Genomic DNA, 14,506 nt, shown 5'->3' on the forward strand with positions numbered 1-14,506 from the left:
ATATATTATTCATTAAAAATATAAAACTCCCCATGCCCCGGATACAGGTTTCGACCTTCTGCAATCTTTAGAATAAATTGTAGTGATCGGGCAGCCTCTTCTTTGTCACTACGAGGAAAAGATGTTATAATCTTCAAGCCGGGGATAAAGGAATCTCCCGTGAATATTACTTTCTTCGTGTAGTAAGTCAAACAACTGCTATCGTGCCCGGGGGTTTCCATTATAGTCAACAACTCCCCCGGAAATAATTCTATTTCATCATTATCATGCAATACACACAAATTGTTTCCTGAGAATAAAATGGGGTCATCGTGATATCTGGAGAAATTCAATTTATCAGAAAATAATCCTTCTTTTCCGGCTTCCGAAGTGTATACAACACAATCCGGAAACAATTCGACCAAACGATTAATCCCGTATAAATGGTCATAATGCGTATGCGTGAGAAATATTCCCCGTACCGTTCCCCCCTTGGGAATAGCATCCAACACCGGAGCTACATCCCCCACATCTACTAACCAACACCACTCATGCCCCTCTTCCAATAAAACGTAAGTATTGGAATTAAACACAACATTCACCACTTGAATAATATCCATCAAAGTTTTTTCTGAAAAATGAGATGTATTTCTTAACTGCCACTTCTATATAAAGGGAAAAAATGTGACCCTGTATCAAAAGAATCCGATTCTTTTATACGTTCATTTACTAAATAATCGTAAACGCCTTGATTATATATCATTTTAGAAATAGAAAATTGATTCGCCGCATAACGATGAAAAGCCGCTTTAAAATTATACAGGTTGTCTTTTGAAGCACCTAAACCACCTCCAAGATGAAAAGTTTCAAATCCTTGTTCAGCCCCCCAGCATGCTACCTCATAAAGAAGTAAATTTGTAGGATTTAAGTTACGGTACTCTACCAATGAGCCGGAAAGGTGGTAATGCATTTTTCGGTTAGCAAAAAGAATTATCGCCATTGCTATAATCTTTCCGTCAATCTCCGCATAAAATAATTCGTAATTATTTTTCAAATCAGAGTGAATGGAATCATAAAATGCATCTTCAAAATAATAATATTCTTCAGCATTATCTTTCCGCATGGTTGAATTATAGATTTCCTTAAATATTGAAAGGAAATATCTTTCCTGTTTATGATGAATTACAATTCCGCACTTTTGCGCTCTCCGAATTGTATTTCTATTTTTACTCGTAATATTCTGCCAAATAGTTTCTTTAGAAGTAAGATCCATATGAATAGTATGTCCCAAATCAATAATATCAATCTTACCCCTAAGGCTATCCACATTATTTAAAAGCGGATGCCATCTAACAAACTCACTAACGATCCCTTCTTTAAAGAAGTAATCTTGTAATTCGACGAGCATTGCATCAATTTTTGATTTATCTGCCCCGTCAAAAAGGAAACCACCGTATCCGTAAGGTGTAATCAGATCGAATATTTGATTTTTTTCAGATACACGTGAACGCTTGTTAAGAGAAATCTCACGTTTTATATACACACACATTCCTCGCAACTCGCTTCTCTCCACATAAACAAGAATTGGTATACCATCCCCGTGGATTTGAAAGGCTTTAGCGTAACCGCTTAAATAATATACATCATATTCTTTAAATGATTTAACTATCTCGTCCCATTGTTCCGAGTGTTCCAAGCCAATAATGTTTATCATAATACGGATTCTATTATCTGTTTCAATTCCTCTATATCTTTTTCAGTGTATCTACCATCACAATGGACAGAAAGAATTTTATCTCCAATATTTTGTATCTCAATAGACTGGGAATCACAAATGTTCCATAATATAGCAGGGTAAACACGCCGTTTTATAAGATTTTCTCTTACCTCATCCCGTCTTCTTGTATCCTCGAATAAAAGGATGTATGAAAATGGATTACATTTACTATTCTCCGTGTTAAGTATCTTAAAATAAGCCGAGGCGATACGGGCAAGATTTTTTTGATTCTCGGATTTTTGAAGATACCACGTTACGATATCAAAACTTGCAATATATTCTAAACTCCTATCATCCAGACGAGAAACAGGAAGCCGCTCAAATTCTTTCTCAGTATCTAAGTATAAATTTCTAAAACAATTCTTATCATCAATGCTCCCCTGTAAATACAACTTTTTTAATTCCATGCCACGCCACCTTTTTTGGGCAAGGCTTTCATTCTCTTCAACACGTTGAAAAATTTTCTCTCCCAAGAATCCTTTCGGTGACCATAAAATCCCCCCCTCCGGAATAGGAATCGTCTTTCTCAAAGAAGCGATACACCAATCTGCATCACTTTTTTGTGCCCACTCTCCAATTAAATCGTGCGAATGATCTTCTATTACAGGAACAGGTATGTCAACGTTACTTCTAAAACCCCGAAGTCCGAAAAAATTTACCCTTAATAAAACATCACCTTTTTTGAAGTCTATTTTAGATATCAAGGATGTATCGTTAGCCAAAGGCGAATCTTCATAAAAGACAACTTCAACTGGACTATTCTTTATCGTATCTACAACCTCATAGCAGAAATAGACCGGCATCCAAATGCGTTTCCACTTAAAATAATCAATAAGCCAGAGTATACATTGTCTTCCATCCGCTAAAAATTGGGAATTAGGATAAAAGTTTACGATAGATTTTTCCCCGTGGAAATTATCTATCACATGAAAATCAGAACCAAATTCTATCATTGTTTTTTTAACCGCTCTAAAAAATGAAGATCATCCACTTCCTTCATATTCCCCGCACCTTCTCCGATATTTTCTTTGGTAAAGATTTTTTTAATCGTAATAAAAACAATCTTTATATCAGTCATTAAGGTACAGTGATCGACATACCACACATCATATTCGAATTTTTTACTCAACAAAAGCAAATTTCTACCATGAACCTGAGCCCAACCGGTAATCCCGGGTCGTACTTCATGCCTTCGATTTTGTTCCGCGGAATACAGAGGGAGATATTGGATTACTAACGGTCTTGGTCCTATAAGCGACATATCACCCTTCAGCACATTAAAAAGCTGAGGCAATTCATCTATCGAAGTCCCGCGAATAAAACGTCCCACTCTTGTAAGTCTTAACGCATCCGGTAATAACTTTCCATCTTTATCACGCTCATCAGTCATGGATTTAAACTTTATGACTTTAAATATTTTTCCATTTTTACCCGGTCTTTCTTGTACAAAGAAAATTCCCGCACCCTTGTTCGCAAAAAAAAGCCATATAGCAATAATTCCTAAAATCGGCCAAATAACCGACAATACACAGAATACTGCGATAAAGTCAATCACACGCTTAAAAAAATATTTATACACCACCATGAAATTTTATAACAACAAGAAAAAACACAAACATTTTCTATTACACGATAGAAAAAAAATCAAATATTTATGATTCGTTGTTTTTGCCAATCAAATAAATTATCAGCTTCTTGAAGAGAAATAAACTCAAAGTCTTTGACCAACTTTTGAAACTTCCCAAAACTCCCTTTAAGCCCGTAATAAGTTTTAAAATAACGTATTGCAGCGGGTTCTCGTTCCCATCCTTTATAACGCCTTTCCTGTTTATTATCAAAATCCTTCATGTGGAAATACGTCATCACGTAATCGTGTTCCCTCACGAAAGAACGAATCATGCCATAAGGAAACAATCGAAAATATCCTCCCCCGGAATAGGCCACGGATTTTCCACACAACGTGACCATGGGGATCGGGTACTCTTTAATACGAATCCCATTGTATTCTACTATCGCGGGCCGATCTGTCTGAAAATTATTAAAACCGCCAAAAGAACGATTAGCCGGGAAAACCGAAGAATCAATTTCAATCCCGTACTTATGCAAAATTTCAAAGATATACTTGTTCTCATCCGAAATTGAAAAAGCAGGAGCTCGATAAGCCGTGATTTTTCTACCTATTAACTGCTCGATAGAATCAATTCCCACTCGTGTATCTTCTTCCGCTCCGGCATAATCAAATTTATACAAAAAAGTATGAGAATTGGAATGACTTCCTATATGATGCCCTGCCCGATCTATTTTACGAACGACATCCGGAGCACAACGAGCCATCTCGCCAAGAATAAAGAAAGTTGCTTTATAACCATGCACCTCAAGAATATCCAAAATACGCTCCAAATAATCATTTAAACGAGGCAGCCAATCAACTTTATTGCCTAGTTTATAATATTCATACGCCCACCAATCCTCTATATCAAAAGTTAGTATGTTCATGATTCCTGACTTAATAATACACAAAATCCAAATCTGAATCTGCTGACGTGATCAAAATATTTTCATTTCTCATCATCTTTGGATCACCTGTTGCAGTATGCAATTTTTTTTTCATTTTTATTGTCAACGGGTTACATGAAATCCATGAATAATTTCTCGATGTTAAGGTGATAACGATACCTATTTTATTCATTTTTGCCAATTTTACAACAGCTAGCATCATTCTCCTCTCGTAAATAGATCGGCTACACCTGAAATCCACCAGGGACAACATATCAATCCCGCTAAGACGTGTTTTTCTCACGACCAGATACCCCTTCGTTATTCCATCAATCAGATAATTATACATATGATACTCATCCTTCCTATACATATTGAAGAATCTATTTTTCAAGAATGACCTGTCACGAACAAACTCAACTGTATCGTCCATCCAATAACCATTTTCAGGAATATCTGTTTTTTCAACATCATCGACTTTCACGAATAATTCGTTCTTGTTTAATTCAAATGTATCGGGATAATTTTCTCCGGGTTTATACCTTAAAAGTCCTATTTTCTTTAAAGCGGCAGTTACAACAAATCGATTCAATGAAATATACACTCTCACCGGATCAAGCTTAATGAATACATCCATTAGCTTAGATTGTATATTCCACGCAATATCCGTAATACCTGTCGAAAACCAATTCGTAAATTGATTTATATGACCGTATAACATTTTACTTAATCCTTTTCCCCTGAAATGACTGGAAATAATCACGTTCGCAACAAAAAAAACATTCTTTTCTTTCCCTTCATGCAATGACATTCTTGTTTCATTAGCAGTTGTACAACCAATAATCTTATTTTCATTCATCAAGATCACGGTCTTATTCCAATTTTCCTGTTTTCCATGATCCAAATTAGTCAACCACCAATCCAGATAAGATCGACTCCTATTAGGATATTCTGCAATCATGAAAGTCAATAACCTCTCGTGCCACTCCGGTGTATACAAAACTGTCTTTATATCCGTCATTTTCGTGTAGAAACCCAAATGTGTTACCAATCAAGAAATATCAAACCATTAAACTCTAGTTCCATCTTTAGATTTTCTAAAAGACGGGCTTAGTTGCTTTTTTATATTATGCATGGTTCCCCAAATAAAAGGTAATGGGTCTTTAATATCTAAATCCTGAAAATACAAATTTTTACCCCAAAAACGGAACCAACTCGGGTATGTATTGAAACGTTTGGATGAATAAAAGAACCATAACATTTCAAAACCGATATGCCTTAAAAATTTACCATAGCGATACTCGTATTTTTGTTGAGGATTTCCCATATACTCGTCTAAAATAATTCTTCCCCAATCTATACCCGAAACAATCGCCGCTTTAACGCAAGCCGGAACTCTTGGATTTAACTCCATGATTTTCAAATCACCTTCTTCCGGGTCTTCGATAAGATCAAAATCAGCAAAGCCTACCCAACCTAAATCTTTCAACAGATTATAACAAATCTCTACCACTTCCTTATTCTCAACAGTTACGGCACAACAACTACTTCCTCCATTTTCCGGATACCATCTATATTTATAAATGACAGACGAACATACCAACTCCTGCTTCTCGTTCACGTATAGCTGAACTTCCACTTGAGCTCCACCTTGTTTTATGTATTTCTGCAAATGACAATCACCATATTGGGCATAAATTATCGGATATTTTTCCAATAACTCTTCATAGGAATGAACCAGCGTCATGCCTCTTCCTCCACAGGTATGATTAGGTTTTATTAATAGCGGAAACACGCATTTCTCTTTACCGACTTTTTCTATATTCTCTAATGAATTGATTGTAAATGGATGTGGATAATTTTTAGCCTTACATAAACTCATCAATTTGTTTTTATCATATCCATTCTCAAATACATTATAATCCGGAACTTGGAACCTAACATATTGTGATAATGCCTCTTTATTTTTACTTAAAAACTTAGAAGCCATATCTGACATCGGAATAACCGCATCTATCTTTTCTTTTCTTACAACATCAACAACGAAGTCATAGAATAAAACAGTATCGTCTTTTAAGTTACAGAAATATTTTTTCGAAACATATTTTGAATCATCCGCGTACGAATGTTTTCCGTGATATATCATCACGACCCTGTTACCCAGTTTACGTAAAGACTTGACTATTATTAGTCCCTGCGTTCCGCCATCAAGTACTAAAATATTATACATATAGTTTGCCGGAACTTTATCAAATCTATTCTGCACAAGACTCTCAAATTACTATACCAAAACCAACTCGGGTACAATCATCGGTTGGGACTTCATCCACACGGTTCCCCAAGTCAATCCTAATCCGAAAGAAGACATAAGTAAAGTTTTCTCTTCTTTTATCAATTGTTCCCGCAAACGTGTCACCATTAACGAGGGAATAGAAGCTCCCCCCAGATTCCCGAATTCTTCCAAATTATATGGTACCTTTCCTAATGGCAACTTCAATTTTTTAACAATCCGATCAACAATCATCTTGTTTGCTTGATGGATAAGAAAATAGTCTATATCATGATCTCTGTCAATATTATAATCCGCCATAAAGGTTTCTATCGACTTGGGCGGTTTGGAAATCGCAAAAGAAAACACGTTCATTCCGTTTATCAACGTGTGCACGGGTGCTCGAACAATCCCGTGCCCGAAATCTTCATACACGAAAGACTCTTCCGTGATCGGGTGACGAAATCCCCCGTGGGGAGTCATCAACGCCTCGTATCCTTTCCCGTACGAGTGAAAATCAACCACGATGTCATGTGCTGTCCGATCATATTCTAACGCCATTGCCGTACCACAATCACCAAACAACGGTACTCGGCTTTTATCTTTCATGGATCCCATTCTTAAAGCCGTGTCCCCGACAAGCAATAAGGCGCGTTTCACGCAACCGGAAGATAATAAATTTCCTCCTGTTGTAATGGCATACATACAACCGCAACACCCCATCGGGATATCCATCGTGAAACAATTCTCCGAAAATCCCAACCGTTCCTGCAATAAACAAGACGTGGGCGGAGTTTTATAATCTCCGGTTACCGACTCGAATATCAAAACATCCACGCTCTCTCGTTCCCACTTCAAGTCAGCTAAAAGTTTTTCCGCAGCAGCAAAACACAGATCCGATGCGCAAACATCATCCGAAGCAAGATGTCTTTGCTTAATACCAACCGTATTATTGAATACCTCGGCTTCTTCCGGGGTAAAAAAGTCAAAATCCGTCGTATGAATCACGTTTCGAGGAACAGCTGCCGCAACTCCTGCCACTCTCACGTTTTTTATCTCCCACCTTGCCATAAGTCTTACCGTGTTAAATTTCCACCCCGTACACTCTCAATATCTCTTTGCCCGTCTTATAAGACGTGAAACCCATGATATCTTCCGGCTCAAACATGATATCAAACGTTTCTTCCAGTAATGCAATTACATTCAATTGATGCACGGAATCCCACTCCTTTACACTATCCTTTGAAAAATCATCATTCAAAACATTCTCTGCCACACCAAAGACTTCCGTGAATACCTTGTTATATTTCTGCTCCATTATTATTATTTTCATTTTATTGGTTACTCAATTTACTATACAAAATCTTCCCCACGTTATTCTTAGGCAACTCGGGAATCACCCTTACCTCGAAAGCCGAAGCCACAATCCCGGTCTTTACCACCAGTTCTCCTTTTACCTGTTCTTGCAGTTCGGGTCGCGTAATGTAAACCATCATCTTCACGTCCGTTCCCACACAACCGCATTCTATCGGGTATTTCGATTTAATGATATGCTCGCACTCGTCCAACCCTACCCGAGTCCCGTATAGCTTCAGGAAACGCCCTGTACGCCCCACGATATAATAAAATCCGTCACTATCCCGATACGCCAAATCTCCCGTCTTCAGACTTCCGTTTCGCGTATCTCCCAAAGCCAAATCCTCCTTACACAAGGCATACCCCAATGTCACATTCTTTCCCCGGTAGCACAATTCCCCCTCCCGATTATTTTCCTCGATCACTTGTCCCCCCGTGTCCGTCAGGTACAATTCCCCGTTAGGCACAGCTTTACCAATACTACCACACTTTGACAAAGCAAATTCCGGCGGTAAATACGCCATTCTGGCTGTTCCTTCCGTCTGACCGTAAGTGGCTATCCATCGTTTCCCTGTTTGTCGTGCGTATTCCACAAATTGAAGATTCAATTCCCTTGACAGTTTTCCCCCGCCTTGTGTCAACAACTCCAAATCGGGCAGAGCCATCCTGAAAAAACGCATCATTCGCAAGATCTCGAAACTGTAAGGTACTCCCGTGAAACTCGTCGCTTTTTGTTCTTTAAAAAAAATCCAAAACTCCCGCTGTGTCATACTCAAATCCGTGGCAAGAATAGTCGCTCCAACGAACAAATGACTGAACACAACTGATAACCCCATCGTGTAATACAAGGGTAACACGAGTAGCGGTCTATCACTTTTTTTTAATTGAAAAAAAGTCGAGATGTTCAACGCGGAAGCCTCCACGTTCTCGTAACTGTGCCGCACCAATTTCGGGCTGCCCGTGGAACCGGACGTGGGTAAAAGATGCGATAACTTCTCATGTAGCGGATAAGCCATATTCCCCGTTTTCAACAAGGAATAACCGAAACGACTCAACTTCTGTCCAAAACCGAATCGTTTAGCATCCCTACTTGGAACACATACATAACCGGGTTGGTAAATTGAGTATAGCTGTTCCAATAATTCCCCATCTATCTTAGGATTCAACAACAAAGGGACAATCCCGGTATTTATGAATCCCATACTCCAAGCAATCCCACCCGCATCATTATCGGCAAAAACGAACACCAGAGAACGATTGGGGAGCTCTCGTTTCAATTCTTCTGAAAACTCCACCAGTTCCCCATATCTCAACTTGTTTCCGGCAGAATCTACTACCGCCAAAGAATCAGCATCATGCTTATTAATATTCAGTACCATACCTTTATATTGACGCACAACCATCCACTCCTAAAATCTGTCCGGAAATATAAGAAGCCCTCTCGGAAGCCAGAAAAGCACAGGCATTAGCCACGTCTTCCGGGCTCCCCAAACGTCCGAGAGCAATTTTTCCTATGCGTTGATCAATCTTGTTTCCCGTGGTTTCGTACAACTCTGTGAAGCGTTCCGTTTCCACGATTCCCGGAGCCACCGCATTCACCCGTATTCCTTGTGAAGCAAGTTCCTTCGCTGCCGATTTTGTCAAGGATATAACCGCCCCCTTCGTTGCCGAATAAGCAACTTGTCCCGGCGATCCTAATACAGCTGTCACAGAAGCAATATTCACAATCGAACCGGTCTTGTTTCTTGCCATAAATCGGGCGGCCAGTTGTACCAACTCCAAGACGGCGATCACATTCACCCGAAACATCAATTCCGTTTCATCACGAACAATCATTCCCATCTTCCGGTTGAAAACCACTCCTGCATTATTCACCAGCACATCTATTCTTCCTTCCTGCTTGTGAATTGACATCAACGCACTTTTCACCTCTGCACTATTCGTAATATCGCAACAAACGGGTATTACTCTTGTCCCGAAACGTTCAGCACAAGCCTCTACCCATTGCTCCATTACTCCAACCTGCCGATCGAAAGCATATACCACCGCTCCATCCCCGGCAAAACGCTCAACGATAGCTTTACCGATACCTTGGGCAGCACCCGTGATTATACAAACCTTACCTTGTAACAATCTTTCCATAAGTATTAACTTAAAGTCATCCCTCCATCTATTTTTAAAGCAGTTCCGGTCACCCACGAGGAAGCATCCGATAACAAATAAATAACGGCCAAGGCTACATCTAAAGGTTGCCCATATCGCCCCAAGGGATAGTTTTGCAATTCTTTTCGGTGATCTTCTTCCGTGAATTGTCCATTACGCACTAAATTGGTTTCCACCATACCGGGATTAACACTATTGCATCGAACACCTTTAGGTCCCAATTCAAGTGCCACCGTCCTCATAAACGCATCTATTCCACATTTAGTGGTAGCATAAATCCCGTTCCCGACAGAAACCCGAAAAACACCACCCGCCGAAGCCGTAAAGACAATCGAAGTACCCCGTTTCACTCTCTTCCTTTTCACGAGATATTTTGTCAATAACATCGGGGCTATCAAGTTTATTCGCTGAACCCTTTCGATCTCGGCTATTGTAATAAATTGAGTTAAGGTAAGTTTCATGACTCCGGCATTACAAACACACCCGTCCAAAGCAGGTACATTCTCGACCAAGTCCGCTATTTCTTGTTCCTCGGTAAGATCAATCTTATAATAGCGATGTTCTTGACCGGAAACAACCTCAAGGGAAGATAAAGTTTCTTTCAACCCCTCTTCATTTATGTCTGTCAAAATCAAGCTCGCACCCAACCTTGAACACTCGATAGCAGTAGTTCTGCCAATTCCTCCGGCTGCCCCGGTTATCAATAGCACCTTCCCGTCCAGAGAGTATGGATTGTAACCCATGATATTATTTCTTCTCCAACACTTTATTATACAAATCTTCTATTGTCACCGCATCACGAATATCTTCTCCATTAAGTACAATATCATACTCTTCATCAATCATGGAGATTAATGCCAAAGCAATCAAGGAAGACCATTCATCCAACTCTCTGAATTTTGTTCCCGCCTTAAACACTTCCGGATCCGTTTCTTCAAATAACTCCGCAAATTGTTTTATGAAATTTTGCATATCCGTATCAATTTATCGAGTTTGTATTAAATTATATAATTCCTTAATCGTAGACACGGAACGCAGATCCGCTCCCGTAAGGAATTTATCAAATTCCTCATCAATCATTGATATAATTGAAAGCGCTACCAAAGATCCCCATTCTTCCAATTTTTTGTATTCTGTATCAGGAGTAAAAGTTTCAATAGGAGTTTCATCAAACTCTGCTGCAAATCTCTGCACAAATTCATCTAATGTAATCATAATAAATACTCAATTATATTAATACTAATTTTATTTTGAATCGTAAACTCGTTTACTATATATGCTATAATTATACATGCAAATAGCAATAAATATCAAAAAATATATATAAGGTTGGTGCATCATCCATGCCCGATGAAGATAAACCAGAAATAGCGCACAAATCAGGAATATTCCCTGTCTAAATTTAGCACCTAACAAAGCTGTATAAGCTAAAATTACAGATAAAATCAAACCGATATATCCTAAAAGAAGAATTAATCCGCGATAATCAGAAAGAACAACTTCACTGTCAAGTTTGCCTAAACCCGATATCACCTTGGACGAATGAGTAAACTGTTCGTAGTAATAAGCCCCTGTTTGGTTAATACGTTCATCCAAAGCCCCCTGTAAAGAATTTGTTGAGATAAAAGAACCTACAATTTGCTCTAGATTTCTTTCATAAAGTAAAAACGATAACTGTGCTTGTAAACTTTCATCTAAACTAAAAAAGATAATCGTACAAAATAACAAAAAAGACAGGTAAATTTTCAACTTTCTCCATCCTACCTTATTGACCATCATGTCATATAACTCTCCCAATCCGGCAAGGATGACAAAATTTATTGAAAACGTCAACATACCACAGATCACGATCCACTTACTGATACTATTTCGGGCAAATCGATCTATCAAAAATATAAAACCCAAAATAATGGCAAAGTGTCCCGGTTCTTGCAAAGGGCCACACGCCCGCGGAATGACAGAAGATAGAAAGCCTCCTTTAGCCGTAACAACGATACAACCATACACCCGATAGGTTACACCTGCCATTTCATGAACGTTGGACTGTGCTTCCAACTCGTAATAGGGCAAATACTGTATAATCCCCGTTACCGCACAAATGGCGATAACGCATGAACCTATGGCTAAAAAAATGATTACATTTCTAAATAGGGAATACACCTTGTACAGAAGCTCATTCCGCCAAAAAGCCAACAGTATCAGTGGGGAAAAAATAAAAAAACGAATTGCCGTAGCTAAAATTCCATCATCCAACCTCCACGTTAAATAAGCAAAAAAAACAAACACAGAAAAAGCCAACAATAATCTCTTTGAGGTAAAAAACAATTTTCTTCTATTATACAAAAACAACGTAGCTATAACTACCAAAACCCCAACGAGTGTTGTCAATCTATTTTCAAGCGGATTCCAAAGATAAAAAGGATTTATAGCCGTAAATATCCAAAGGAATCCGGCTAAAGATGAAAATCCGCTAACAAGATTCATCTGCATATTAATGAATACTTAATGGCTGGTAGGATTCATACAAGGGAAGCGTCCAAATCGAACATACACGCTTATCCGGGTACATACGGGCTACAATTTTTTGCAAAGTATCGTCCGGACCCACTTCATAAAAATCCATTGCCCCCTCTTTTGCCAAGTTATGCACCATTTGAGTCCATAACACGGGATGCGTAATGTGTTCTATCAGATTATCTTTTATCCGTTCGGGTTCCGAATGTAATAGCCCGTCCACACATTGACAAACAGGAACAAAAGGTGTATGAAAAGTTGTTTTATCAATATGTTCTTTTAATTCCAAACGAGCTTCTTTCATATACGGGGTATGAAAACTACCACCGATCATTAATGGAACTGCCTTTTTGGCTCCTTCTGCCATAAAAGCCTTACAAGCTAATCGAATACCTTTTTTTGAACCGGAAATAACAACTTGTCCCGGTCCATTATAATTGGCAAAATAAATCGGCTCTCCGGTTTCATCCCAAATTTCTTTAATCCTTCGGGCTATATATTCATCGGGAAGTCCGATAACTGCCCCCATAGCTGTTTTTACTGTTTCGCAAGCCTTTTGAGCAATCAACGCCCTATGCAATACCAAATTCAATCCATCTTCAAAACTAATAGTGCCGTTTACAACAAGAGCGGCAAACTCTCCCAACGAATGTCCGGCAACCAGATCCGGCTTCAGTTCTTCCTGAGCTAAAGCCAATGCAACTTCATACAAGAAAACTGCAGGTTGTGTATTTCGAGTTTCCATCAACTCCAACTCTGTACCATAAAACATGACATCAGTTATCCTTCTCCCCAACAAATCGTTTGCTCTTTCAAAAATATCTCTAGCTTTAGAAAAACGGTCATACAATTCCTTTCCCATTCCTTCGTGCTGGCATCCTTGCCCCGGAAACATGAAAACTTTCATATAAAAATTATCTCAAATCTTGGTTAATCGGTTTGTAAATATTCGTTTCCGACAGATCACAAGCGGCACTTCCCCATGATAATCCGACACCATAGGCCGCCAACACGACCTTGTGCCACTGACGTGTATCCGGTTTTGTTATTCCATTCGCGTAATCGGTCAACACCAAAGGAACTGTCGTAGGTCCGGTATTCCCATAATTCTTAATATTAAAAGGAGCTTTTTCTTGATCAAGTTTCATCTTCTTCTTCATAAAATCCAATGTAAACTTAGTCGCTTGATGCAAAGCGTAAAAATCTACTTCATCCTTATCCCATTCCATAAATTCCAGCATCGTTTTAATACTTTTGGTACCACACGATACTATAAACGCAAAAACATCATCCCCTTTATTGGCATTCTTACTATAATCCAATTTCCCCACGTTATCCGGCCAATGACGGAAACCACCATTAACATTTATCACGGTTTTGGCTCCCGCTCCATTGGAACATAAATGGAAACCGATTGAAGAATTACCTTCTGAAATTAACGTTGCCGAACCGCAATCGCCAAAAACCATCCTTGCCCCGAGATTACTCGGATTCAATATCTTTGTATTCGTATCTCCGGCCATTAGCAACACGTTTTTACATGCCCCGGAATGAATCATGGATGCCGCTTGAAATAAGCCATACAAATATCCGGAACACCCGTAGGATATGTCAAAGCAAATGGTTTCCTGCGATAATCCGAGTTTATGCTGTAGAACCACAGAGGTAGCCGGATATAAATAATCAAAGGTTTGAGAAACAAACACAACTCCATCAATTATATCCCGATCGATTTTTTCATTTTTTATCAAAAGTTCGGCGGCTTCAAAGCATAAGTCCGAGGTCGTTTGATTCTGTCCCGCCACGTGCACCCGGACAACACCCGTCGTTTTCTTTACATTATCAATCTCCTTCTCCTCGTACTCGCCTTTCAAGGAATCCATTTCAAACGTCTTCTCCGGAAGACAAGTTGCCACAGCCTTGATCTTTACATTCTTTATCAATACTTTCAT

General features: G+C 39.0%; 17 protein-coding genes. All 17 read right to left on the reverse strand.

Annotation, left to right across the window (positions count from 1 at the left end):
* Positions 1-5: 5 nt before the first annotated feature.
* Positions 6-599, reverse strand: coding sequence for an MBL fold metallo-hydrolase (locus H8S64_RS16700; protein ID WP_186977541.1), 594 nt, complete (start codon positions 597-599; stop codon positions 6-8).
* Positions 600-631: 32 nt separating this feature from the next.
* Complete coding sequence (locus tag H8S64_RS16705; protein WP_186977543.1) at positions 632-1,693, reverse strand: lipid II:glycine glycyltransferase FemX; 1,062 nt, start codon at positions 1,691-1,693, stop codon at positions 632-634.
* Positions 1,690-2,709 carry a hypothetical protein gene (locus H8S64_RS16710; RefSeq protein WP_186977545.1) on the reverse strand — a complete coding sequence of 340 codons (1,020 nt, stop codon included), beginning with the start codon at positions 2,707-2,709 and terminating at the stop codon, positions 1,690-1,692. Before H8S64_RS16710 ends, H8S64_RS16705 begins: the two co-directional genes overlap by 4 nt.
* Positions 2,706-3,335, reverse strand: coding sequence for a sugar transferase (locus H8S64_RS16715; protein WP_099289802.1), 630 nt, complete (start codon positions 3,333-3,335; stop codon positions 2,706-2,708). The genes H8S64_RS16710 and H8S64_RS16715 overlap by 4 nt, the downstream gene beginning before the upstream one ends.
* Before the next feature lie 65 nt (positions 3,336-3,400).
* Positions 3,401-4,252, reverse strand: a complete 852-nt coding sequence (locus H8S64_RS16720; protein WP_186977546.1) for a polysaccharide deacetylase family protein — start codon at positions 4,250-4,252, stop codon at positions 3,401-3,403.
* 10 nt (positions 4,253-4,262) lie between these two features.
* A complete protein-coding gene (locus H8S64_RS16725; protein ID WP_186977548.1) occupies positions 4,263-5,213 on the reverse strand; it encodes a hypothetical protein in 951 nt (316 codons plus the stop codon).
* A 108-nt stretch (positions 5,214-5,321) separates the two neighbouring features.
* The gene (locus H8S64_RS16730; protein ID WP_366482878.1) at positions 5,322-6,518 is read right to left on the reverse strand and encodes a carboxylate--amine ligase; all 1,197 of its coding nucleotides are present in this window, start codon (positions 6,516-6,518) and stop codon (positions 5,322-5,324) included.
* A 15-nt stretch (positions 6,519-6,533) separates the two neighbouring features.
* Positions 6,534-7,592, reverse strand: coding sequence for a ketoacyl-ACP synthase III (locus H8S64_RS16735; RefSeq protein ID WP_186977550.1), 1,059 nt, complete (start codon positions 7,590-7,592; stop codon positions 6,534-6,536).
* A gap of 13 nt (positions 7,593-7,605) precedes the next feature.
* On the reverse strand, positions 7,606-7,854 hold the full coding sequence (locus H8S64_RS16740; protein WP_222621204.1) for an acyl carrier protein: 249 nt from the start codon (positions 7,852-7,854) through the stop codon (positions 7,606-7,608).
* Between the two features lies 1 nt (position 7,855).
* A complete protein-coding gene (locus H8S64_RS16745) occupies positions 7,856-9,256 on the reverse strand; it encodes an AMP-binding protein (protein WP_186977552.1) in 1,401 nt (466 codons plus the stop codon).
* Between the two features lie 4 nt (positions 9,257-9,260).
* On the reverse strand, positions 9,261-10,019 hold the full coding sequence (locus H8S64_RS16750) for an SDR family NAD(P)-dependent oxidoreductase (protein ID WP_186977554.1): 759 nt from the start codon (positions 10,017-10,019) through the stop codon (positions 9,261-9,263).
* 5 nt (positions 10,020-10,024) lie between these two features.
* Positions 10,025-10,783: an SDR family NAD(P)-dependent oxidoreductase gene (locus H8S64_RS16755; protein WP_099289780.1), complete on the reverse strand. Its 759-nt coding sequence runs from the start codon at positions 10,781-10,783 to the stop codon at positions 10,025-10,027.
* A 4-nt stretch (positions 10,784-10,787) separates the two neighbouring features.
* Positions 10,788-11,012 carry an acyl carrier protein gene (locus tag H8S64_RS16760; protein WP_099289779.1) on the reverse strand — a complete coding sequence of 75 codons (225 nt, stop codon included), beginning with the start codon at positions 11,010-11,012 and terminating at the stop codon, positions 10,788-10,790.
* A 12-nt stretch (positions 11,013-11,024) separates the two neighbouring features.
* Positions 11,025-11,255, reverse strand: a complete 231-nt coding sequence (locus H8S64_RS16765) for an acyl carrier protein (protein WP_222621205.1) — start codon at positions 11,253-11,255, stop codon at positions 11,025-11,027.
* A 30-nt stretch (positions 11,256-11,285) separates the two neighbouring features.
* Positions 11,286-12,530, reverse strand: coding sequence for a hypothetical protein (locus H8S64_RS16770; protein ID WP_186977556.1), 1,245 nt, complete (start codon positions 12,528-12,530; stop codon positions 11,286-11,288).
* Position 12,531: 1 nt separating this feature from the next.
* Positions 12,532-13,461, reverse strand: coding sequence for an ACP S-malonyltransferase (gene fabD, locus H8S64_RS16775; RefSeq protein ID WP_186977558.1), 930 nt, complete (start codon positions 13,459-13,461; stop codon positions 12,532-12,534).
* Positions 13,462-13,468: 7 nt separating this feature from the next.
* Positions 13,469-14,506 carry a ketoacyl-ACP synthase III gene (locus tag H8S64_RS16780; protein ID WP_255469578.1) on the reverse strand — a complete coding sequence of 346 codons (1,038 nt, stop codon included), beginning with the start codon at positions 14,504-14,506 and terminating at the stop codon, positions 13,469-13,471.

The organism is Butyricimonas hominis (assembly GCF_014287455.1).
GTDB classification, from domain to species: domain Bacteria; phylum Bacteroidota; class Bacteroidia; order Bacteroidales; family Marinifilaceae; genus Butyricimonas; species Butyricimonas muris.